Annotated in this window: 20 protein-coding genes; 2 read left to right on the top strand and 18 right to left on the bottom strand. The window is 33.0% G+C overall.

All coding sequences use genetic code 11. The annotated features are described in order from the left end of the window. Nucleotides 1-244 precede the first annotated feature (244 nt). The 6 genes from ACF3NF_RS04210 to ACF3NF_RS04235 all read right to left on the bottom strand — a co-directional run bounded on the left by ACF3NF_RS04210 (nt 245) and on the right by ACF3NF_RS04235 (nt 5729). On the bottom strand, nt 245-1105 hold the full coding sequence (locus tag ACF3NF_RS04210) for a PPK2 family polyphosphate kinase (protein ID WP_394022303.1): 861 nt from the start codon (nt 1103-1105) through the stop codon (nt 245-247). A gap of 73 nt (nt 1106-1178) precedes the next feature. Continuing rightward, nucleotides 1179-2642, bottom strand: a complete 1464-nt coding sequence (locus ACF3NF_RS04215; RefSeq protein WP_394022304.1) for a tetratricopeptide repeat protein — start codon at nt 2640-2642, stop codon at nt 1179-1181. After that, nucleotides 2599-3225 (bottom strand): hypothetical protein, encoded by a 627-nt coding sequence (locus ACF3NF_RS04220; protein ID WP_394022305.1) that lies wholly within the window; start codon nt 3223-3225, stop codon nt 2599-2601. The genes ACF3NF_RS04215 and ACF3NF_RS04220 overlap by 44 nt, the downstream gene beginning before the upstream one ends. A 143-nt stretch (nt 3226-3368) precedes the next feature. After that, nucleotides 3369-3497, bottom strand: coding sequence for a hypothetical protein (locus ACF3NF_RS04225; protein ID WP_394022306.1), 129 nt, complete (start codon nt 3495-3497; stop codon nt 3369-3371). Continuing rightward, nucleotides 3498-5186, bottom strand: a complete 1689-nt coding sequence (locus tag ACF3NF_RS04230) for a hypothetical protein (protein ID WP_394022307.1) — start codon at nt 5184-5186, stop codon at nt 3498-3500. A gap of 9 nt (nt 5187-5195) precedes the next feature. After that, nucleotides 5196-5729, bottom strand: coding sequence for a hypothetical protein (locus ACF3NF_RS04235; protein WP_394022308.1), 534 nt, complete (start codon nt 5727-5729; stop codon nt 5196-5198). 294 nt (nt 5730-6023) lie between these two features. Here ACF3NF_RS04235 and ahpC point away from each other — a divergent pair, with 294 nt between their 5' ends. Both ahpC and ahpF read left to right on the top strand, forming a co-directional pair. Then, on the top strand, nt 6024-6593 hold the full coding sequence (gene ahpC, locus ACF3NF_RS04240; protein ID WP_394022309.1) for an alkyl hydroperoxide reductase subunit C: 570 nt from the start codon (nt 6024-6026) through the stop codon (nt 6591-6593). Nucleotides 6594-6615: 22 nt separating this feature from the next. Beyond that, the gene (gene ahpF / locus ACF3NF_RS04245; RefSeq protein ID WP_394022310.1) at nt 6616-8163 is read left to right on the top strand and encodes an alkyl hydroperoxide reductase subunit F; all 1548 of its coding nucleotides are present in this window, start codon (nt 6616-6618) and stop codon (nt 8161-8163) included. Between the two features lie 36 nt (nt 8164-8199). Here ahpF and ACF3NF_RS04250 read toward each other — a convergent pair whose 3' ends face one another. The 12 genes from ACF3NF_RS04250 to ACF3NF_RS04305 all read right to left on the bottom strand — a co-directional run bounded on the left by ACF3NF_RS04250 (nt 8200) and on the right by ACF3NF_RS04305 (nt 22038). After that, the gene (locus ACF3NF_RS04250; protein WP_394022311.1) at nt 8200-8556 is read right to left on the bottom strand and encodes a replication associated protein; all 357 of its coding nucleotides are present in this window, start codon (nt 8554-8556) and stop codon (nt 8200-8202) included. Nucleotides 8557-8566: 10 nt separating this feature from the next. Next, the gene (locus tag ACF3NF_RS04255) at nt 8567-8839 is read right to left on the bottom strand and encodes a type II toxin-antitoxin system RelB/DinJ family antitoxin (protein ID WP_394010846.1); all 273 of its coding nucleotides are present in this window, start codon (nt 8837-8839) and stop codon (nt 8567-8569) included. A 135-nt stretch (nt 8840-8974) separates the two neighbouring features. Next, complete coding sequence (locus tag ACF3NF_RS04260; RefSeq protein WP_203127640.1) at nt 8975-9331, bottom strand: arsenic metallochaperone ArsD family protein; 357 nt, start codon at nt 9329-9331, stop codon at nt 8975-8977. A gap of 287 nt (nt 9332-9618) precedes the next feature. After that, nucleotides 9619-10659: an ACR3 family arsenite efflux transporter gene (gene arsB, locus ACF3NF_RS04265; RefSeq protein ID WP_394022312.1), complete on the bottom strand. Its 1041-nt coding sequence runs from the start codon at nt 10657-10659 to the stop codon at nt 9619-9621. Continuing rightward, complete coding sequence (locus ACF3NF_RS04270; protein WP_394022313.1) at nt 10656-11072, bottom strand: arsenate reductase ArsC; 417 nt, start codon at nt 11070-11072, stop codon at nt 10656-10658. The genes arsB and ACF3NF_RS04270 overlap by 4 nt, the downstream gene beginning before the upstream one ends. Before the next feature lie 7 nt (nt 11073-11079). Continuing rightward, nucleotides 11080-12822 (bottom strand): arsenical pump-driving ATPase, encoded by a 1743-nt coding sequence (gene arsA / locus ACF3NF_RS04275; protein ID WP_394022314.1) that lies wholly within the window; start codon nt 12820-12822, stop codon nt 11080-11082. Nucleotides 12823-12850: 28 nt separating this feature from the next. Further along, nucleotides 12851-13222, bottom strand: a complete 372-nt coding sequence (arsD, locus tag ACF3NF_RS04280; protein WP_394022315.1) for an arsenite efflux transporter metallochaperone ArsD — start codon at nt 13220-13222, stop codon at nt 12851-12853. Between the two features lie 97 nt (nt 13223-13319). Beyond that, nucleotides 13320-13622 carry an ArsR/SmtB family transcription factor gene (locus ACF3NF_RS04285; RefSeq protein ID WP_394022316.1) on the bottom strand — a complete coding sequence of 101 codons (303 nt, stop codon included), beginning with the start codon at nt 13620-13622 and terminating at the stop codon, nt 13320-13322. 124 nt (nt 13623-13746) lie between these two features. Beyond that, nucleotides 13747-14418, bottom strand: coding sequence for a DUF4357 domain-containing protein (locus ACF3NF_RS04290; protein ID WP_394022317.1), 672 nt, complete (start codon nt 14416-14418; stop codon nt 13747-13749). A 69-nt stretch (nt 14419-14487) separates the two neighbouring features. Beyond that, nucleotides 14488-17499 carry a type III restriction-modification system endonuclease gene (locus tag ACF3NF_RS04295; protein WP_394022318.1) on the bottom strand — a complete coding sequence of 1004 codons (3012 nt, stop codon included), beginning with the start codon at nt 17497-17499 and terminating at the stop codon, nt 14488-14490. A 1-nt stretch (nt 17500) separates the two neighbouring features. Beyond that, nucleotides 17501-19378, bottom strand: a complete 1878-nt coding sequence (locus tag ACF3NF_RS04300) for a site-specific DNA-methyltransferase (protein ID WP_394022319.1) — start codon at nt 19376-19378, stop codon at nt 17501-17503. A 206-nt stretch (nt 19379-19584) separates the two neighbouring features. Then, on the bottom strand, nt 19585-22038 hold the full coding sequence (locus ACF3NF_RS04305; protein WP_394022320.1) for a lamin tail domain-containing protein: 2454 nt from the start codon (nt 22036-22038) through the stop codon (nt 19585-19587). Nucleotides 22039-22158 lie beyond the last annotated feature (120 nt).

A 22158-nucleotide genomic window follows, 5' to 3' on the forward strand; every position in this document is an offset into this window, starting at 1 on the left:
CTTATTATAAGTGGTGGTTTATAGCTTAGATTTTTTTGAAATTCACTTTTTATTTTCTGCTTTTATGATTGCCATCACCTTTATTCTGATTACATTATAGAGGGGACTTACTTGCTGGGTTTTTTTTGAATTTCACTTTTACTTTTAGGGGGAATGCATATAAAAATATCCATTTTGGAGCAAAAAAATACCAGACCTAGATCTTTTTATTAAAAGCTAAGTCTGGTTTTAATCTCATTTGATATTAGATTTTATCATTTTTTAAGTCTTCTATTATTTTTTCTGCCTTTTCTTCTTCATCTGGGTCAAAACTAGGATACTCAGGATTTATGTTTTCTATAGCTTCAATTAGGGCAATAGTTGCAATTTTCCTTGAAAGCCAAGGATTGTCAGCTGGCAGCACATACCAAGGAGCATCCTCTGTAGCAGTGTTATTTAACATTTCTTCAAAGGCTTTTTGGTACTTATCCCAATTTTTCCTATCATCTATATCAGAAAATGAAAATTCGTGATTTTTCTCTCTTTTTTCTAGTCTTTCTAAGAATCTTTCTTTTTGCTCATCCTTTGACATATGAAAGTAAAATTTCATAACTGGAAAGCCATTTTCTTTCATGTATTCTTCAAAATTATTGATTTGCTTGTATCTTTTTTTCCACAAGTCTGGGTCATCTTTGATATTTTTTGGTAAATGGTCAAGGGTGTCATAAATTTTAGGTGAAATAATATCTTCATAGTAGGACCTATTTAAGATTGCTATTTCTCCTCGTTCTGGCAGCCCCTTATGCATCCTCCATAGGTAATCGTGGGCGTTTTCTTCTTCGGTTGGTTTGCCATAATTTGTATTTTTAAGTCCCTGTGGCATGAGGTTTGAGAAAATATATTTTATTATCTCATCCTTGCCAGCAGCATCTAGGGCCTGTAAAACTACCAATATCCCATATTTACCTTCTGCATTTAATTTTTCGTGGAGATTACGCAGCTTTGGTACTAATTCTTCATATAATTCTCTTTCTATATCTTCATCTTTCTGATCACTTATCAAATCACTATCTATACTTGCAATATCTATCTTTTGCCCTGTTAATTTAAATTTATTCTTATCCATTTTTTACTCCTTTTTTGCTCTAGTATATAAATACCCAAGAAAAAAATGCCGGGTATTTATCCGACATTTCTTATTAAAATTCATGGTGTTTGTATATGAATTTGTTGATATTTTCTTGGTTATTTTTATAATCTATGGCATCAGCAGTTTTTATTGCAAGTTCTAGATATTCTTTTGCTTTTTTATCCTTGCCCCACAAGGCATAAAGTTCTGCTAAATTGTTGTAGTTTACCATAAGTCTTTCCTCATTTTCTATTGATTTATGGTAGTCAATGACCCACTTTGTAAGTTCGATTGATTTTAGATAGCAATCTTCACAAAGAGCGTAATTTTTATCCTTAATCAGATATAAGTTTGCCAAGTTGTTATAGGCTATGGCAGTTTTTTTACGTTTTTTGTACGGATCTTTTAGGATTTTTATAAGCTCTATTACTTGTAAATACAATTCCTCAGTTTCTTCGAGACTGTAATCTAAGTCTGCATAAAGGCAGGCTAGGTTGTTATAGATTATCAATAATTTTTCTATAATATCATCATCCTGATATTTTTCAATCAAGTCTTTGTAGATATCTATTGCTATTTTAAAGTAAATTTCGCTATTTGCTATATCATCTAGTAAAAAGTAGAGACTTGCAAGATTTGTATAAGAAGTTGCAAGGTTCTCCCCATAACTTTTATCCATATCGTTTTCATCGATTGTATGTATTAGGTCGATTGTTTTCTTGTAGCATTCCAAGGCAAAATTATCATCTGACCTATTATCCATATACAAAAATCCTAGGTTATTATAAGAAGTTGCCAAATCTGTAATATCATCCTTTGATGAGCTAATGCTTAGCAAATCTTCCTTGATTTCTATAGCTTTTTTGTAATATTTGTAAGCCTGGTTAATTTTCCAATCTGCATATAGATTTCCCATATTGTCATAAGTGACTGACAATGAACGTTTTACAGATAATATCGGCTTGTGATTTAAAATACTTTCAAAAATCCTCATTGCCTTAAAGTAGAAATCTTCTGCCTTTTGCCTATCATCGATTAGTTCGCTTGCAAAAAGATCGGCAATATTATTGTAGGCCTTGGCTAGGGTTTCTTTATTTTCAAGACTTGGCTCGATTTGCTCTATTTGGCGGATTACATCAATTGACCTGTAATACCATTTTTCAGCCTTATCAAATTTATTTTCGCTAAAATAAAGGCTGGCAATATTTATATAGGCTAGGGCCAGGGTCTTTTTAAGATTTATATTCTCATGCTCATCCAAAAGTTTTTTTATAATTGCAATAGCTTTTTTGTAGTAAAACTTAGCATTTACAATATCCTGCCTATCCCCGGTTGAATATAGGTTTGCAATATCATTGTAGGCCATGGCTAGGTTTTCATTATTTACCATAGATGGGTCATTTTTTGCAATTTCTTCAAACATTTTAAGGGATTTTTGGTAATAATTTTGAGATTCACTTTTCTTTTTTGCTCCCATATCAAGGTACAACCTAGCTATATTGCTGTATGCATTGGCAAGATTTTCTTTTTTCAATCATTTCACGGTCTATTAGGAAAACTCCAGTTGCTTTTGCAATTTTTCTAATGGATTTATCTATGCCCATGCTGTTGGTATTTATCAAAATTGGTTTTGTATCAATACCAAATTGCTTAGCTTGGGTTTTTATTTCATAAAGGTCTTCTTTTTTTAGTTGGATTTGGGTAGTTGTAATTATAAATGTTGAAAATTCTTTGGTGCAAACTATATCGATATGATTTTCTACTCCCTCACTTAAAGGAGAGTAATCATCATAGGCCTGCCATTTTAATCTAACATCGATTTTGACCTCATCAAAAACCTTACTTTTTCTAATCAGTTCAAAGTAGGTGTAAATTTGCAGAGCAATTCCTTTTTCAAAAAATTCCCTAAAGGCAATATCTCCTAGCTGGTAGTTAAATTCAAGGTAGTCACCGTGACCTTCTACATAGTCCTTGCCATTTATGTGGTTAAAAATTCTGATTTCTGCATCCGGATTTGTATCTTTATCCAAGTCTTCCATCATATTATTTAATTCATAGGCCAAGTTTTTGTAATCTTTATTATAAATTTTATAGGAAAATTTGACGTTATTGGTCATAGCATAACAATAAAATTTCTTTTCTGCCTTTTCATTTAATAATGGAAAATATAATTTTCTTAGGTAAAAAACTTCAAAATAATTGAATAAATTTTCACTAATAAAGTCTCCCAAATTTTTAGAAAATTCTTCGTTGTAGGATTCTAGTTTAAGTCTACCCGGATTAATTGGTTATAAATCTCTATTTTTTGGTCTATTAATAGGGACCTATAATCTGCAACTGGTTCTTTTATTTGGCTGATAAATTCTTCTTGTGTCTTGAAATTTTTCATCTATTTTTTATCTCCTATATTTAGTAGATACTTGGCCCACAGGTCGCGGAAAGCATCTATTGGTTCATCATAAACCACAAGTTTTAGCAGGGTTTCCTCGTAGGGATTTGAGATATTGTACTCATATAGCCTTGAGTTTCTAAGCTTGTAGTCCATAAAAATCAGATAGTCCCTTTTGCGCCTAGCTGGTGTGGAAAGTTTGTCAAACCAAATACCCTCATTTTCCAAAACATAGGATAGAAAATAGAGGGTAATGAGTCTAGAACGTGTAATTTGGGAGATCTTATCCTTTTCTATAATGGCATTTAAGTTTTCGTGTTTGATTTTTGTATCTTTTAATAAGTCATCTAGGGCCTTAATTTGATTATCTGGCAGGCTGATATCATCTGTTGAAATAATAGCATCTTCATTGTAAAGATAGGATAGTAGTGAAGATATTTTTTTCTCAGAAATATATATGGAATCTTGTTCTACTTTTTCTATGCCAGCAATATCATTTTGATAAACAAAATCGCTATATTCATCCCCAGATCCTAGTATCGGCACTTCATCTTTAAAGGCATAGTCATCGCTTCTAAGTGTAATTTCTTTTTCTCCGCCTTGTGGATTTTTTTCCAAGATATACTTATGTTCTGGGTAGTAGGTCTTTGTTTCGCCCTTTTCTTCTGATTTGAATACAAAGGGCATATTGTGTGTTAGGATAATATCCTCATCACTTTTGTAAAAAACTTTTACCCTGCCCCTTGAAAAAAAGTCGGCATTTTGGGTTAAACCATCATCATTGCCGTACTTTACATTGGAAAAGGCTGCAATCTCATCGTTTAGTTTTTCTTCCAAATCATAAAATGTGGATACAAATTCACTTTTTATGGTCCTATTTGTGTTTTCACTGACCAGGTCCTTGTGGTAGGCAATGATATTTAAAATAATTTCATCATCGACCTCATTCATATTGCGGTACTCATTTAGGTAATCATCAAGTGAGTTTTGCAAGATAGTTGTATTTAGGTTGGTATCCTTTTTTTCAACCTTAACATAGGCCAAATCTTCGTTATCATAAAGTTGATTTGCCCTTACAAAAAAATTGACAGGATTGTCTGGAAAGTGTTTTAAGGCAATATAAATTAAGGCTTCTTTCTTATCCCAAATGTTAAGCCCTGTTTCTTCTAATACCTTCATCAAAAAAACTTCTAGTTCGGCAAGGTCCATTCCTAGGCCAAAACCATAGATAAACATCTTATCCCTAGTGATGATGCTTGCCTTTAAGTCTTTTCTAATTTGTGTTTTTTTCCAAATTTTCCTGTCTTCTTTATTAAATTCTAGTGATCCGTAAACTTCGCTTTTTGTCCCGTGTGGGTAGAGGTTTTTTGCCCTAAAAAGTTCTACTACTAGGTCTACTATTTTTTCAAAGGCTGGGTTTTTTTCTGCATTTTCTATGGATGTAAATATTTCTGCCGCCTTATCCCCTATTTCTTCTTTGCCCAAGCCTAGGTCCTTGTAGTGGGTCATCAACAAAAAATTGATTATGTACTTATAAAAAGGAATTTTTTTCCTTAGAGCAATGGTGTTATTTGCACCTATCTCGATAGATTCAATATCCAAATACTGGCCAGAACTGATGTTTTTTTGCCATTCAAATTCGTTGGTCTCAATAATGGTAGTTTCTCCAGAAACTATTGTATTTTCCATATATGCTCCTTAGTCAATATATTCGTAGGTCTTGTCAAACTCATCCTTGTCGATAAGGTTAAAGTCGACATCTAAAATATTTTCACCATCTTTTTTAACATCATATATTAAGATAATATCATCTTTCTTAGCACTTAGGACTGTTCCCCAAAGCTCGGCTTGGTAAAAACATTTTTCAGAGTCGGGGTTTATGGTTAGTTTGCCATTATCTAGCAAATACTTTATAACCTCATCCTCATCATCTCCATATTTCCAGCTCCATAGGATGACTGGGAATTGCTCATAATGATAGTCTTTTATGTGCCTGTGGTGTTTTAAAAATCTCTCACGTGAATTTGGATAGGGGTTATCTGCCTGGTCAATTTTTACAAAATCGCCATCTTTTGCCACTTCACCCTTGTTGGTTGACTCTGCCGAGTAGATTTCATAGTGATTATCGTGTTTGATAATTTGACCACTAGCGATTAGCTCTTGCTCTAGCTTACTACCAGCTCCAAGCTCAAAGGCCTTTACGCGCACGTTGGTTTTCTTTGCTTTTTTCATAGTTCCTCATCAAATTTTAAATTAATATTTCAATAAAATTTCCCTAGTAATTCCTAGGCTCTTACTAGGTAATATTTTACCATATTAGTGTAAAATTTACATTAATATATAGGTATATTTGTTAAATTAAATATAATCAAAATCTACTAAATATTTTCCTAGCATTTGGGTAATAGATGTAATGTAAGTTCATTCTAAGGGAAAGTTTAATTTAGTTTGACTTTTATTTTAGAATGATTATAATAATTATGTAACTAATAGTAATAGCACACTAAATTAAAAAGGAGAATTAACATGGCATTTATAGGTAAAACACTACCAGAATTTGAACTTGACGCATATAACCCACAAAATGATGAATTTACTACAGTTTCTAGCGAAGATTTAAAAGGAAACTGGAAAGTTCTTATCTTCTACCCAGCAGACTTTACATTTGTTTGCCCAACAGAACTAGAAGATATGCAAGATAACTACCAAGCCCTTAAAGATCTTGGTGCAGAAGTTTACTCAGTATCAGTAGACACACACTTTGTTCACAAAGCTTGGCATGATAATTCAGAAAGAATTAGCAAATTACAATACACTATGATTTCTGACTCTAACAAAGAATTAGCTAGAGAATTAGACATCCTTGATGATTCAGGAAAAGCTTTAAGAGCAACATTTGTAGTAGACCCAGAAAACGTAATTCAAACAGTAGAAATCAACGCTGATGGTATCGGTAGAAAAGCTGATGTAAATATCAACAAAATCAAAGCTGGTAAATACGTTGCTGAACACCCAGGTGAAGCATGTCCAGCAAAATGGGAAGAAGAAGGCGATGAAGTACTAACTCCAGGTCTTGACCTTGTAGGTAAACTATAAGATTAATAAGGAAATTAAATAGATGCTAGAAAATAATTTAAAGCAGCAGTTAGCCCAATATCTTGACCTACTTAAAACAGAAGTCACTATTGGGCTTTCTGTTACTAATGATGACAAATCAGCAAAAGTTAAAGAATTTGTAACAGAAGTAGCAGAACTGTCAGATAAAATAAAAGTAGAAGAAAAAGATTTAGAATACAAGCCATCTTTTGAGGTAAAGGGTGCATTTGACCATGGTAAAATAGTTTTTGCAGGCGTGCCTCTTGGACACGAATTTGCATCATTTGCCCTAGCAATGCTTCAAGCAGGTGGAGTAGCTCCAAAAGTAGATGAAAGTAGCAAAAAAAGAATTGAATCCATGGAGGGAGCAGACTTTGAAACCATAGTTTCATTATCCTGCCACAATTGTCCAGAAGTAGTCCAAGCCCTAAACATAATGGCAATCCTAAATCCAAATGTTAACCATACCATGATAGAAGGATCTATGTTCCAAGACATAGCAGACAGCCGTGATGTCCTTGCAGTGCCAGCCATCTTTAAAAATGGAGAATTTTTTGAAGGTGGTAAGCAAACCATGGATACCCTTCTAGATAAACTTGCTGGAGGCAAATCAGCAGATGATTTTGCTGACAAGGCAGCCTTTGATGTACTAATCATCGGTGGTGGACCTGCTGCAGCAACCGCAGCAGTTTATGCCGCTAGAAAAGGTGTATCCACAGGACTAGTAGCAAGTGAATTTGGTGGACAAGTAGTAGAAACCCTAGGAATTGAAAATATCCCAGGCTTTAAATACACAGAAGGCCCATCATTTATGGGACAAATGGAAGACCAAGTTAAGGCCCTAGGTGTAGACATCATGACAGGTGCCCTTGCAGAAAATATCAAAGAAAGCGAAAACTCAGCCCAAGACCTACGCCTAATCGAAGTAGAGCTTGATAATGGAGCAAAACTAGAAGCTAGATCAGTAATAATTGCAACTGGTGCAAGATGGAGACTATTAGGTATCCCTGGCGAAACAGAATTTAGAAACAAGGGTGTAGCATATTGTACCCACTGCGACGGACCATTATTTAAAGGCAAAAAAGTAGCAGTAATCGGTGGAGGAAACTCAGGAATCGAAGCTGCCATAGACCTTGCCGCAATGGTAGAGCACGTAACAGTTATAGAATTCTTACCAGAGCTAAAAGCAGACCAAGTTTTACAAGATAAACTATTTAGCCTAGACAACGTAGAAGTAGTAAAAAACGCTCAAACAACAGGACTTTACGGGGAAAACAAACTAGAAAGACTAGAATACACAGACCGTGAAACAAATGAAGAACACGCCATAGATGTAGAAGGTTGCTTCATCCAAGTAGGGCTAGTGCCAAACACAGACTGGCTAAAAGAAAGCGATGTTGAACTAACAGACAGGGGAGAAATAATAGTAAACCCAGACGGATCAACAAGCCTAGAATCAGTATACGCAGCAGGAGATGCAACAACCAGCCTATTCAAACAAATAGTAATAGCAGCAGGATCAGGCGCAACAGCAGCCCTTGGTGCATTTAATTATTTAATGAGAAACTAGATAAAAATAAAGAAAAACGCCCGAATAGGCGTTTTTTCATTTAAATAAATCGCTATGACTACCTATTCTGAGAATATAAAATCCTAATTCACTTTCCGAGTATAACAAAAGACAATCTCCCGTTCTGCCATCAAAATGTAAATCCATAACTTTTATTTTAGACTTCTCTCCAGTAGCCATTCTTATATTTTTTATGTCAGATTTTGAAAAATGAATCTCATGTGCATAAAAATAATCTGGTAAATCACTACCTGATTCAAAAGATTTAATTATATATTCCCATGGAGTTAATTCAGAGAATGATAAAGAACTATTAAAAATCTTATTCCATTTTCTATTATGTTTTATCCTTTTCAAATCTTTTTTTAATTGCCTTGAGTATCCTATAATCATTTAAAACCCCTTATTCATTAAAAAGATTATTAATTTCTTCAAAGGATATAGGTTCCATTTTAGAATTAGAATTTAGAGTTTCTACCATTTCATAAATAGCAGCCATAGTCTCTTCATTTGGTATACCATAATAATCTGGCAAGCCTTGGTTTGCTACTGTTGTTAAATTCATTCTAATAAATTCAGAAATGGACAAACCATGTTTAGATAATTCCTTTTCAGCCTTATCTTTTGTTTCTTGGTCAATCCTAGCTGATACTCTAGCTTCTTTTATACTATCCATATATTTTCTCCTTTTGACTCTAAGTTTACGATAATATTGTACTCCATATGGTGTACATATTCCATATAAGCATAAAAAAACCAGCCACTAAAATAAGTAACTGGTTAAGATTTGCATATTTAATTTTAAATGATATTAGCAGCTGCAAGTACTACCACTGCCACATCCACAACCTTCATCACCAAAATCATCCATGCCTTCTAGGTCTGAATCTGGGAATAGGTGTTCGTAGAACTCATCATTTGCTGGGTATCTGCGTGTGATGATTACTTCTTTGTTTAGCATAGTGATAGGAAGTACATCTTCTCCATTTTCATCTAAAAATCTTTTTACAATCATGTTTTCTTCAAATTTGTCTTTTGCTTGATCTAAATTATATCTAGTAATACCAGCACCTACATTTGTAAGGTGGTTAACAATCTCATCTATTCTTTCAAGCTCCTTGCTATCTACGGCGCTTGGTGATGATTCGTATATATATAAATTTCTCATTAAATCCTCCATTGAAATTGATTATCATTATATATTTATAATACCGTATGACTATTAAAAATCATGTAAAGTAGAAAAAAATATTAAATTTTCTTCTGAATTAAACATCCAAATATTTTAGGTCAAAAGCTATAGCTATATACCATAGATTTGCAGCTGGTGAATCACGAATTATAAATTTGATATACTTATCAAATAAATCCTAAAATGATGGCCAATTATAAAAATCAGCCCTAGTATAACTAAGGCTGATTTTTTATGATAATTTTTAAAAATTATTTATACAATTATCTGTTAAACTTATATTCCATTGAGTTTGAAATTCTTACTAAGAGCAGCATTACTGGTACCTCTACCAAAACTCCTACCACTGTTGCAAGGGTTGCACCAGATGATAGGCCAAATAGTGAGATAGCAACAGCTACAGCTAATTCAAAGAAGTTAGATGCTCCTATCATGCCGCATGGAGCCGCTATAGAATAAGGCAATTTTGCAAGATATGCCATACCAAAGGTTATAGCAAATATCAGGAAGGTTTGAAGTATAAGTGGTACTGCTATAAGAGCAATATCTAAAGGTTGGTCGATAATTTTCATACCTTGGAATGAAAATATAATTATTAAAGTAAGTAATAATCCAACCATAGTATACTTATCAAAAGATGGGATGAATACATTATTTAAGTAATCCTCACCCTTATTTTTTATCACATAGTTTCTAGTAATCATACTTAGGATAAGAGGAACTACTATAAATAGTACGATTGATAAAAGTAGGGTCCCCCAAGGTATATTGATATTTCCCCTCTTTAGTAAAAAGCTTACTATTGGAATATAGGCCAATAGCAAAATTAAATCATTACTAGCCACTTGGACTAGGGTGTAGGCACTATCCCCTTTTGTTAGCTTACTCCATACAAAAACCATGGCTGTACATGGAGCTGCCCCTAATAAAACTGCTCCTGCTAGGTATTCTGATGCTAGATTTTCGTTAATGATATTTTTGTAAATACCAAAGAAAAATAACTTAGCTATAAGATACATAGTAAATGGTTTGATAATCCAGTTGGCAACCCATGTTATAAATAAACCCTTAGGATTATTCTTAATATTTTTTATACTGTTAAAGTCAATCTTTAGCATCATTGGATAAATCATAATCCAAAGAAGTATGGTTGTTGGAATAGATACATTGTAAAACTCAAACTCTCCCAAAGCCTCTGGAATAGCAGGTAGGAAGCGTCCGATTAAAACACCAATAGCCATGCATATCAAGACCCAGAACGTAAGGTTTCGCTCAAAAAAGCTTATATCTTGTTGTTTTTTCATCTACCGAACTCCTCATCTATTTCACTGATTAAGTCCTTTAACTTTCCTTCAATCTCATCTATTACTTTTATAAACTCCTCATCAGACTTACCAGTAGGGTCTTCTATGCCCCAGTCATACTTTTTGTGCTTGAAAGGAAGTATTGGGCATACCACATTGCAACCCATAGAGATGACATAGTCTACTTCAGGTAGGTCATCTATGAGTTTGGAATACTGGTCTTCTTCCATATCTATCCCGTGTATTTCTTTCATAAGCCTTACTGCATCTTGGTTTATCTGATCTACTAGCTCAGTTCCTGCAGAGTAAAAATCTATTTTTTCTCCTGCAAATTTCTTGCCAAGGGCCTCAGCTATCTGAGACCTGCAAGAATTGTGAACGCATATAAATGCAACTTTTGTTTTTTCTGTCATAATATACCTACTTAATTAATTTATCTAAATTAGATCCCTTAATCTGGTCACTAGACCATGGGATTATTGTGAAGTTTCCATCTGTGCGCTCGTCAACCTTATTTATCCATTCTAGCTCACTATTAGCCTTAGCTTGTAGGGTCTTATTAGTAGAGCCAGTTTTGTATATAGATGAGTTTATAATCCACCAGTTGCTATAAATTCCCGCTCTTTTTAGGTCTTCTTCAAGTCTTACAGACTCATAGAAAGGAGTAGGTTCTGCAAGTGTTACAATTAGTACTTCTGTTTCCTCACTATTTTTTAGTCTAGGTAGAAGTTTTTTTGCTGACTCTGGAACATTACCTTGGTTTTTTTCTATCTCTTGGTTGTAGGATTCTGTAGAATCTAGAAGCAGAAGTGTATGTCCTGTTGGAGCTGTATCTATGACAACAACTTCACTATCAGCCTTATCCACCACATCTGCAAAGGCTCTAAATACGGCAATCTCTTGGGTACATGGTGATCTTAAGTCTTCTTTTACATACTCCAAGTCATCATCAGACATGGTTTTTTTAGCATTTTCTAGAACTTCTTCTTGGTATTTTTTTAGTTCTTCCTCTTCATCTATATGGCTTATAGTTAATAAGTCATCTTCTTCAAGCATGCCAGTCAAATGGTTGGCTGGGTCGGTTGTAGTTAGGTGGACCTTTTGCCCCTTATCGGTAAGTCCCTTAGCGATAGCAGATGCTATTGTAGTCTTTCCTACACCACCTTTTCCCATGGTAAAGATAACTTTTTTTTCATTCTTATATAAGTCATCTATGATATCTTTTAGGCTTGTGCTTTCATTTATACCAAGCTCTACATTATTAGTATATTCCTTATCTTCAACTAACAAAGATCTTAAATTTTCGATACTATTTAAGTTGTATCCTCTAAGTGGGATAAAGTATGTTTCAAGCCCCTTAATACCCTCTGGCATCTTATCTAGGGATTGTTTTTGTTTTTTATAAAAAGCTTCTGAAACTTCATCATCATAGGCACTTAAAAGACCATTTATGATAAGAATTTGATTGTTAATACCTAAATCTTTTAGTTCAGCAGAGGCTCTATTTGCTTCAAGAAGAGGAACTTCCTCAGGTCTTGCAACTAATACTAAGCTTGTTTGCTTGCCATCAGCTAAGGTATCTACAGCAAATTTGTATGTTTCTTTCTCATCTTCTAGACCTGATAATTGACCTAGGCAAGAAGCTCCATGGGTACTTTCGCTGATAAAGTTAGACCAAGCAGAAGGAAGCTGGAGCATCCTTAGAGTATGGCCCGTTGGTGCAGTATCAAATATTATATAATCATATGAATCTTTTAGTTTTGAATCAGTTATAAACTTAGAAAATTCATTAAAGGCTGCTATCTCAACAGTGCAAGATCCGGATAACTGCTCCTCCATATTTTCTATTACACTATCAGGTAACTGGTCTCTGTAAGGGCCAACCACACTTTCCTTATACTCATTGGCAGCTTCTATAGGATCTAAGTTTACAACAGTAAGACCATCCACCCCTTCTATCCTTACACCCTTATTATCAAGCTCTGTTTCAAAGACATCTTGAAGGTTTGAAGCAGGGTCGGTACTTATTAATAGGACTTCATTGCCCACATCAGCTAGGCTTATTGCACTAGCACAAGCAGTAGAAGTCTTTCCTACTCCTCCCTTTCCTGTGAAAAATAAGTATTTAGTTAGGTCAATCTCCTTAATATCAAATTGTTTCACTTAGACTCATCTCCTTTTCTTCTTGTTATTAGCAGCAGCATCCTCCGCCAGAACAGCAAGATCCATCATCACTATTTGTTTCTTCCTTGGCATCATCAGATATAAATAACATTTCATAAAATTCTTCATTGCTAGGATATTTACCTGTCATAACAATTTCATCATCAATCATTACAACTGGTAGGATATCTCTACCTTTTTCACCTAAAAGATTGTTAATAGTTTTGTTTTCTACAAACTCTTTAGTATTGCTAGTTAGATTATATCTATCAATGCTAGCTCCACTTTTTGTAAGCTTATCTATCAAAGTAGATACTCTCATCAACTCTTCATCTGGGCTTGGTCCACATACACCTGTTGAGCAACACATAGCATCTTCATATAAGTACATCTTTTTCATAAAATCCTCCTAATTTAAAATCAACCCATATGTAAAAAAACATATTGACACATTCAAATATTTCTATATGTTTTAGAAAAAATATTTGCCTAGGATTTTACACCTTGCAAATACAGTCATCTTGGATATGAAATATGAGATTTAAACTATCCTCAATCTCATCTAAACGATCCTTATTTAAAGAGTAGTAAGTATTCTTCCCCTCTCTTCTGCTAGAAACAAGACCAACCTCTTCTAGCTTTCTCATATCATGAGACAAGGTGGGTTGGCTTATATCAAATTTTTCAAGTATCTCACAAGCACAAAGCTCATCGCAAGATAACATATCTATAATCTTAAGCCTCTTAGGATCAGAAATTGCCTTTAACTTTTTAGATATATTTTCATAATCAACACTCATAATCCACCTCATATAGAAATATTTCTATATATTATAGTACCGGTGGATTTGGGGGTGTCAACTGAGATTTTTAAAATAAAAAACAAAGTTAAGATATAAATTCTTAACTTTGCTTTATCATACTTTATTTTTTTCTGTAAATATCTATAGGTTCACCATTTTTATTTTTCCAATTAATCCACCCGTTTGCATTTTTGCCAACTAGTATCCAAGCTGCCATTGAAGGAGAGTTACATATTAAATCTTCAACTAGAACTCCATTTACAATAGGAGCAGACTTTACCACTTCTGGCGGATTTTTATGGCTGATAGGTGCACAAATGGCACCCTCTTTTAAAGTCAATTCGCCATCTTCTACAACTAGTATCCCTTCTACTTTACCAAACCCTCTTACATTTCTTGATAGAGTGTACTCTCCGTTTGGAATTAACTCTATTCCAGATTTGGCTTCTAATTCTCTAGTGGAGCTGATAAATACTTCTCTTTTACTTTCTTCTTTTGGATAGACTTGTAGGCCTTCAAATGAAGACAATAACTGCACCACCAGATCAATATCAAGAGCGAATAACTCAGTCCCTGGAACTCTGCTCTTAGAAAAAATCTCATCCAAAAGCTTCTCTTTTTCATCGTATTGTTCAACTTCTATAGCAAATTTTCTCTTAAGTCCAGTTACATTTGCATAGCCATGCCTTTCCAAATTGTACATCCTGCTATCAAAATTATTCAAATCAGTCTTCCCAATTTTTATAAGACCAGGAACAACTGTTGTCATTACGTATATTATTCCTTTTGGCACAAAAACACCTTTCTTTAAAATACATTATAGTTATTTATTAAATTTTTACCTAATCTAGTACTAAGCATTTTATATCTTGTCCTTAAATAGCCCTTCTACCATAGTATATACTTGGTCGCGCTTAAACTGCTTTCTAAACTCTACATTTATACCATCAGCCTTCATAGTTTCAAAGAACTTTTTAGCTGTCGAAATTTTATGTTTTTCAAGTCCTCTTAAATCTTCATCCCCATCTACATCTTTTGTCTCAATTATAAGACCTAGTCTATAATTATTACCATCTTGTAACAAGTACATAAAATCTGGGCTAGTGGTACCACCAAAGTATAGAGGAACTTGTATACTCTGACGAGGTATCTTTCCAAAAGCTATAACTGCATCAGATAAATTGCTGTCTCCAGAACTTACAATAGTTTGCTTTTCTTTTGGACTATCAAATATTACTGTATCATATAGAAAAGATTCTGGGGTTTGTAAACTCTCATCTTTGTATATACCAAGATTTCCTTGAATTATATAGTCTTTTACTTGACCATTCACATCTGTAAGAGCTGTTTCTTTCCTATCTATATTTAATCTCTCATATGAATAGTGACTATTATATGCGTGGATATACCAATCCTTAAATTTATTTATAAAATTATCAGCAACTTTGTTATTCAAGAAATTTTTAGGTAGTTTATCTTTTCTAGAAAAATTTACTATGCCTTGATGGATAATAGGCAGTGGTAAACCTGTGTTTTTATTAATTCTTTTTAAAAACTCATTGTATGGTATGTTCTCATAGATCTCATAGGAATCAGTGATTCTTTTATCTAAAACCACTTCTCCTACTGGATTATTCCTAGTCCTTGATTCCCAAACATTCACCCTATTAGTTTCAAAAATACTATCATCATCATTAGAAAATATATCTTCTATAACCTTTATAAGTTCCTCGTCTGGTGTTTCTTCTAATTTTAAATAATATTTTTGATTTATAGTTTCCCATAATGACTTTATCATTTGGTATCTATCTTTTCTAATATTTACTACTTCTTTCTTAGATGTGCTGTCAACAATTATTCCCGGATTAACACCTTGGTTAAACTCTGGATAATTCTCATAAAATTCATTTATGTTTTCTGGATTAATATTTTTATCAGTATCAATGTAACCCTTAACCATTAGTCTTAGAGCCAATTCTTCGGAACTCATATTTCTAATTTCTGCAACCATCGGTATTAAGTGATTAACATTACCAGAGTCTAGAATTCCTTCATTAATCTCATTGACTAAATTCTTTGCAAAATCAACTTCGGAGAAATCTATTAAATAAGTTAAGTAAAATTGTTCACCGCTTTCTCTATTTCCATATTCATCAACAGGTAATCTTAATCCTCTTCCTACTTCTTGTAGCTTACTTATCTCACTACCTGAAGATCTAAGCTTCACTATTTGAAATACATTTGGATTATCCCATCCTTCTTTTAAAGTCCACTTTGAGAAAATAAATCTTCTTATATTCCAACTTCCATCATCATTTTTAAAAGATAGTAATCTTTGCTTATCTTTAAGAATTTCCTCTACCTCTTTTTTTATATCTTCATCTTTAGTAGAGTTATCTTCTGCAAAATAACCTCCAGATGTATATCCAATATTATCTCTGGTAGCGTACAGATACGATAAATATTCTTCTTCTCTGTTAGATTTATATACTTTATTTTCTAATTTATCTATTATCTTATTAAGCTTGATTGAAAGGTATTTATCAAATTTTAATCGTAATGAACCCGACTTGCTATCTTCAGCCCTAAATGAATATATACTATCTATAAAGAACAATGAAAGAGTTTTAATCTTTTCATTTCTATTAAAGTTCTGCCACTCAATTTTAAAATGATTTTTTATAGCTTGTTGTAACATCATATCTTGGTAAGTTTCTGAGTAAACAGATGAGTATATAATATCTTTAGGAGTTAATATCATACCATTGGATAAAGTAACTCCTGAGGTAATATTTTCATCATCAGTTTTACCAATTTTATCTATAGTTATCCCTGAAAAACTAGGACTTATAATTCCTAAATCATCATTGATTTTTAATTTTTGAGTTTTATTAGTTTTTTCATCTCTAAAAGAAAGAATTTTTTTACTACCTCTTCCTTCCCAAGATGTAAATTTTATTTTTCCATCTTCTTCATTTATATTTTCTATTGTTTGATGAGCCACACCTTTTACAAGTCCTTCATTAAATGCTCTAGCAGCTCCTAGGTTATAAATTAAGTTATTATAATCTCTTCCCTGATTTTTAGGCAAATCTGGGAAAGTTGCTCCAAATCTAAAAATTATTTGAGGATCTAGTTCATCTATAATTGTCTTATAAGCTACATTTTCTCTTTTAAATCTATGAGGTTCATCTATTATTACAATTGGCTTTGTATTTCTGAGAGCTTCATAAGGTTGGGTAAACTCTCCTAACAGAGTCTGATCATAATCATCCTTAGCCATAGTTGCTTTACTCATTAACATAGAGCTTGTTGTAAGCAAAACATTTATTTTATTTTTCTCAAGTCTACTTCCTTTAGCAAAATTAGAGATAGCTGTCGGGATCATTTTGCGCCCTTTTTTTATATTTTTCTGTGGATTAAGTACGTTTAAATCTAAATTTATATTAGGAAATAAATCACTAAAATGATTTTTTGCATAATCTGATTCTATGAAGTTTCTAGTTCCTTCTTTTATTGGAGTAGAGGGTACCAAAATAATAAATTTGAAAAAACCAAACTTGTGTAATTCATATATTAACCTGGTATATACATAAGTTTTACCAGTGCCTGTCTCCATCTTAATATCAATTCCTAGTGGATTATCTCCTTTATATGTTTTTCTCATAATTTGCGGAATCTTTGGAAGTCCAGTAAGCTCATAAGATTGATTCCATGTATGTTTTATATTTTTTTCTATTTGAGGATCTTTTGTATTTATAGTAGGGTTTTCAAATGGATTTGCATTATATGATACTTTTACATCGTTTAATACAGATTCTATTGTTTCAAGCGCCTCTTCTTGATGAGGCAATATTTCTAATCTAATACTCATACTAGTATCTTTCTATTAAGTTTACAGATTGATTATTCTTTAGATTTTTTAAATTATTTCTTAACTCATTTGCTATATTAAAGTTTAATGAATATCCATAGACTACTACCCTATTTATATCAAGTTGGTTTTTTTCAAGTAATTTTATAAGCTGCATAATATCATCGCTCTTTATCCCTGGTTCTATTAGGTACAGACTATTTTTATATTTATCTGCTTCATAATTTCCAATTTTTAAAGATTCAACTTTCGCCAATAATCCATATCCATCTTCGTTTAACCAAGTGGTAAGAATTGTATCTTTTCCACTTTCACCATTAAAACCAAAATTTGAAACATAATCATCCTCATTAAAGTTTATATCGCCTGGATCAAATTCAATAAGTTTATCAATAGTTTGAGAATTAGGCTCATTTAATCTGTATAATTTAAATCCATAATCAATATCAGCATCTGTTTCTTCTTTTATTTTAGAGGCAGCACGTTTAATTCTTTCACGACCTATCTCATCAATTGTTCTATATCCGGCTTTATGTGCTGGTTGATTTTTATCAATTTCTTCCGGAATTTGAACAAGAATATACTTTCTATTTCCACCATCTTCTGCATTTAATTGCATTACTGCATCTGCAGTAGTTGCTGAACCAGAGAAGAAGTCTAATATATAAAATTCTGTATCAAGTGTAGCAACTTGTAGTATTCCCTTTATTAATTCGTTTGGCTTTGGTTTCGAGAATATATTGATATTATTGAATAAAGATTTCAACCTACTAGTTCCACTTTGATTTGATCCAAATCTAGAGTGATGCCACCAATTATTGGCAGACTGTCCCTCCATTTCACGTTCGCTTTTATAAATTTTTTTTCGAGGTAATCCTGCACCTTTTTCTGGAAAAAAAATACGATTATCATTTAGTAAATTTTGAAATGTATTTTCATCACCCATCCATGATTCAAATACTGTTTTACCATTTGGTAAATCTATTCTATACTCGCTTCCCGATTGGTCTGATCCGACTTTCCACGGTTTACTATTCCACGGTCCTCTCAAATCATTATCTGGATTACTAAATTTTCCAGTAAGTCCTACTTTTCCTACACCATATTTTTTAAGATTAATACTATTCCTTGCGTAAACAATTATATGTTCAGCTACTATACCTATCATTTTACTTGGATCATTCGGCTGATTTGATCGTCTTCTCCAATGAATATGCCCTTCAAAATTTTCTTCTCCAAAAATATCATCGCAAATTATTCTTAAATTAGCTTGTTCATTATCATCAATAGAAATAAAAATCACTCCATCATCAGCTAATAAGTCCCTGGCTAATAAGAGCCTTGGATAAATAAAAGTAAGCCATGCTGAGTGAGTTGATTTACCTTGTAAAGAAAGAATTCTCTCCGCCTCATCTTCACTTACTCCCATCTTATTTGACATAGTTTCCTTATCAAACTTAAAATTGTCTGGATAAACAAATCCATCTGATCCTGTATTATAAGGAGGGTCTATGTATATACATTTGACTTTTCCAGAGTAAGATTTTAGCAAGTGTTTTAATGCATCGATATTATCACCCACAATATACATATTTTCACTATTTTTGTTTATTTCTTCGTTATTATGTTTATTATCAGGTGTAATAACAGTTTCTGTTTCCAAGGCACTCTCAAATCTTGCATAAGACTTGCCAAGAAAATCTAGTCTATATCCTTCTTTGTCAAAATTAACTTCATCGTCTTTTAACATCTTTTTAAATTCATCTATTTTAAAATCCCCATTCTTATTAAAATATTGGGGGAAATTTTCTTTAAGTATATTTATCTCTCTTGAATTAACCTTTTTGTTTTCGTTATCTTCATAAGTATTTTTTAACATAATATTTCCTTCCTAATCAGGCGATTAGCATCGCAGGCAATATGCTTTAATTATATAATACTTCGATAAAATTTAATAGTGTAATAGTCAATATTTCAATTTATTTATACAAAAATATATGTTGATTTCTTATATAAACTCTCTTACTTATATATAGAAAAACCCCAGGATTCTTCCCGAGGTTTTCTTTGTCCTTTTTCTATCACTTATTTTCCAGCTAAGATTATATCCATCTCTTCTAAGGCTTTTTGGCTTTTTTCTTGCAGTTTTTGTGATGTTTCTAGAAGTTTTGCTATTGTTTCTTTGTTTTTTTCTGCTATATTTGGTGCAATATCTTTTAGGATTTGGATTGCTCTTGCTGTTGTGCGGTTTTTTTCTACTGATGCTTTTAGTTTGTTGTATTTTTCTAGTAGGTCTTTTTTGTAGTAATAGCCTTCTTTTATTGATTTGTAGCCATTTGATACGTAGATTATCTCGTCTGTGATTTTTTCTGCATATGGTTCGTTTTTGCTTTGTTTTGTTTGTGGCAATTCTTTGTTGTAGTGGCTTTCGATTTCTTTTTTATCTACTATTTTTAGTGTTGGTGGGATTACTATTGTTATATTGTCTATGATTGGATTTTTGCCTTGGTCTTTTTTTGGGCTTTCTTTGCCTGGGATTTTTGTAAGCCCTAGGTCTTTCATGTAATCTGCTTTTATGGCACTTTTTCTAAAGGCTTTGGTGTTTTCTCCGTCCATAAACCAGTAGGTTGATCTTAGTCCATCTGCTGATGCTTTTGGATCTATCATAAATCCTTCGTTGTTTAGGTCGATATTCATATCTTTTGGTGCTGTTACGTGGACAATTTTTGGATCTTTGCTTCCATTAAATTGAATTATATTGTGGATATTGTTGTAATCATTGTCTGCGTTTGCCCAAAGCACGTTGTTTTCTGTATCAAAGTCCATGCTCATTACTCCACCTAGTCCTGTTTGGATTTCTGATATGACTTCTGCTTTTCCATTTTCTTCAAGTACTAGGGCGTATACATGGCCATTTGCTTCCATACCTACAAAGAATATTCCGTCTGCATAGGCATTTGGATAGTCGTTTTTGTCTAGGGCTTTGTTGTTTTTTTGGTCATATAATAAGCCGTTTAGATTATCAAAGCTTACCCACTCAATGGTTTCTATGCCTAGGTTTGCTCCTACATCTGGCAATAATTCTGTGATGTTCCATTCTCTGTCTGCTACCATTTCTTTTGCATCTTTAAATGGATCTGCTACTTGCAGTATCATGTTTTTGTTTACATTTTTATCGCCGTTGTCGCGTTCTACTGCTAGGTAAACTCTTCCTTTATTATCCACTGTGATGCCTTCTGAGTCTGGGCCTGCTGCTTTTGGATCATTGGCATCTTTTATAAATTTTACGGATTTTCCTTTGCCATCAAATCCTGGTGCAAATATCACTTGGTCATTTTCTACTTTGAAGATGATAAATCTACCTTCTTTGTTATTTACTCCATATATCCAACCATCGTGGTTGTCTAGGCCTGATAGGTCTTTTAGGTCAAATATTGATGTTTCGTCTAACACTTTTACTTCATCAATTCCTGGCCAATTTAATGTTTCTACATCTATTTCTTTTTCTACATTTTCTTCTGTAGTGTTGGCTCTGCCTTTTGAAGCTTTACCATCTACAATTTCGCCTGTACCATCTGGGATTCTACCATATGTACCATTTGCATGGCCTTGCCAAGAGAACTTATCTACTAACTTATCTTCTTTATCATAAAGATTTACTTCATCATTGTCACCTAGGCCAAAGTCAAAGTCTACATTTTCTTCGAATACGAAAAATCCTTTGGCTGGAATGCTTGTTCCTTCTTTTACTGTATATTTAGAATCTTTTTTGTGTTTTGGATTATTGTCTAGGATATACCAACCAGATATATCTATTGCTTGGTCTGTATTATTATAAATTTCTGCATAATCATTGCCACCACTAGGATCTTTTGATTCTACTTCATTTACTACTACTTTGCCCTTAAATGCTGATTCTACTGTGTTAGTATCCTCAGCTGGTGGAGTTTGCTCCTCTTCTTTTGCTGGTATTGGGTTTATTTGTCCTTTTGAAGCTTTTGCTTCTTGCATTTGACCTGTCTCAGGATTTCTTGCAAAAACTTCATTTGGGTGTCCGCCTTCCCATTGGTAGCTTCCGATTAACTGATCATTTTTATTGAATAATCTTACAGTATCATTTTTTCCAAGACCAAAATCAAAGAGAGTATCTTCTTCTAATACAAAAACTTCTCCTGGATTTAATATTATTCCATCAAGTTTTATTACTTTATCCGCCCTATCTTCGCTATCGAAAATATACCAGCCTGTTAAATCTACTGGAGCATTTCCTTTATTTAACAATTCTACATAATCTTTTCCCTTATTAGGAGCTTTTGTCATTATTTCGTTGATGACAATATCAAAATCATTTTGACTTGTGTTTTCATTGTTTGCTGCTAATAAATTTACATTTTCTAAATCTGTGCTTGATTCTTCTAAGATTTGTGTTGTTTGCCCAAGTTCAACGTTATTTTCTGTTGCTAAATCTTGGCTTGCAAAACTTTCATTTGCTCCAAGGACTAAGCTTGTTGCAAGTACTACTGCTAGTAATTTTTTCATAAAATCCCCTTTATACTTTTTAATTTAAGTTTATATCAATGGTGTAAATTATATGTAAAACAAGGGTAAAGTTTTGTAAATATTAGTTAACAAAAAAAGACCCCCCAAGGTCTATTGCCT

Origin of the sequence: Anaerococcus martiniensis, from assembly GCF_043187485.1 — a bacterium.
Classification (GTDB): domain Bacteria; phylum Bacillota; class Clostridia; order Tissierellales; family Peptoniphilaceae; genus Anaerococcus; species Anaerococcus martiniensis.

Bases quoted from the DNA above. Each gene is read 5' to 3' on its own strand.
- ACF3NF_RS04270 (WP_394022313.1), bottom strand. From the start codon at position 11,072: ATGACAGAAAAAACAAAAGTTGCATTTATATGCGTTCACAATTCTTGC.
- ACF3NF_RS04230 (WP_394022307.1), bottom strand. From the start codon at position 5,186: ATGGAAAATACAATAGTTTCTGGAGAAACTACCATTATTGAGACCAAC.
- ACF3NF_RS04210 (WP_394022303.1), bottom strand. From the start codon at position 1,105: ATGGATAAGAATAAATTTAAATTAACAGGGCAAAAGATAGATATTGCA.
- ACF3NF_RS04255 (WP_394010846.1), bottom strand. From the start codon at position 8,839: ATGGATAGTATAAAAGAAGCTAGAGTATCAGCTAGGATTGACCAAGAA.
- ACF3NF_RS04250 (WP_394022311.1), bottom strand. From the start codon at position 8,556: ATGATTATAGGATACTCAAGGCAATTAAAAAAAGATTTGAAAAGGATA.
- ACF3NF_RS04235 (WP_394022308.1), bottom strand. From the start codon at position 5,729: ATGAAAAAAGCAAAGAAAACCAACGTGCGCGTAAAGGCCTTTGAGCTT.
- ACF3NF_RS04295 (WP_394022318.1), bottom strand. From the start codon at position 17,499: ATGAGTATTAGATTAGAAATATTGCCTCATCAAGAAGAGGCGCTTGAA.
- ACF3NF_RS04285 (WP_394022316.1), bottom strand. From the start codon at position 13,622: ATGAGTGTTGATTATGAAAATATATCTAAAAAGTTAAAGGCAATTTCT.
- ahpF (WP_394022310.1), top strand. From the start codon at position 6,616: ATGCTAGAAAATAATTTAAAGCAGCAGTTAGCCCAATATCTTGACCTA.
- ACF3NF_RS04260 (WP_203127640.1), bottom strand. From the start codon at position 9,331: ATGAGAAATTTATATATATACGAATCATCACCAAGCGCCGTAGATAGC.
- arsB (WP_394022312.1), bottom strand. From the start codon at position 10,659: ATGAAAAAACAACAAGATATAAGCTTTTTTGAGCGAAACCTTACGTTC.
- ACF3NF_RS04305 (WP_394022320.1), bottom strand. From the start codon at position 22,038: ATGAAAAAATTACTAGCAGTAGTACTTGCAACAAGCTTAGTCCTTGGA.
- arsD (WP_394022315.1), bottom strand. From the start codon at position 13,222: ATGAAAAAGATGTACTTATATGAAGATGCTATGTGTTGCTCAACAGGT.
- ahpC (WP_394022309.1), top strand. From the start codon at position 6,024: ATGGCATTTATAGGTAAAACACTACCAGAATTTGAACTTGACGCATAT.
- ACF3NF_RS04300 (WP_394022319.1), bottom strand. From the start codon at position 19,378: ATGTTAAAAAATACTTATGAAGATAACGAAAACAAAAAGGTTAATTCA.
- ACF3NF_RS04220 (WP_394022305.1), bottom strand. From the start codon at position 3,225: ATGACCAATAACGTCAAATTTTCCTATAAAATTTATAATAAAGATTAC.
- ACF3NF_RS04225 (WP_394022306.1), bottom strand. From the start codon at position 3,497: ATGAAAAATTTCAAGACACAAGAAGAATTTATCAGCCAAATAAAAGAA.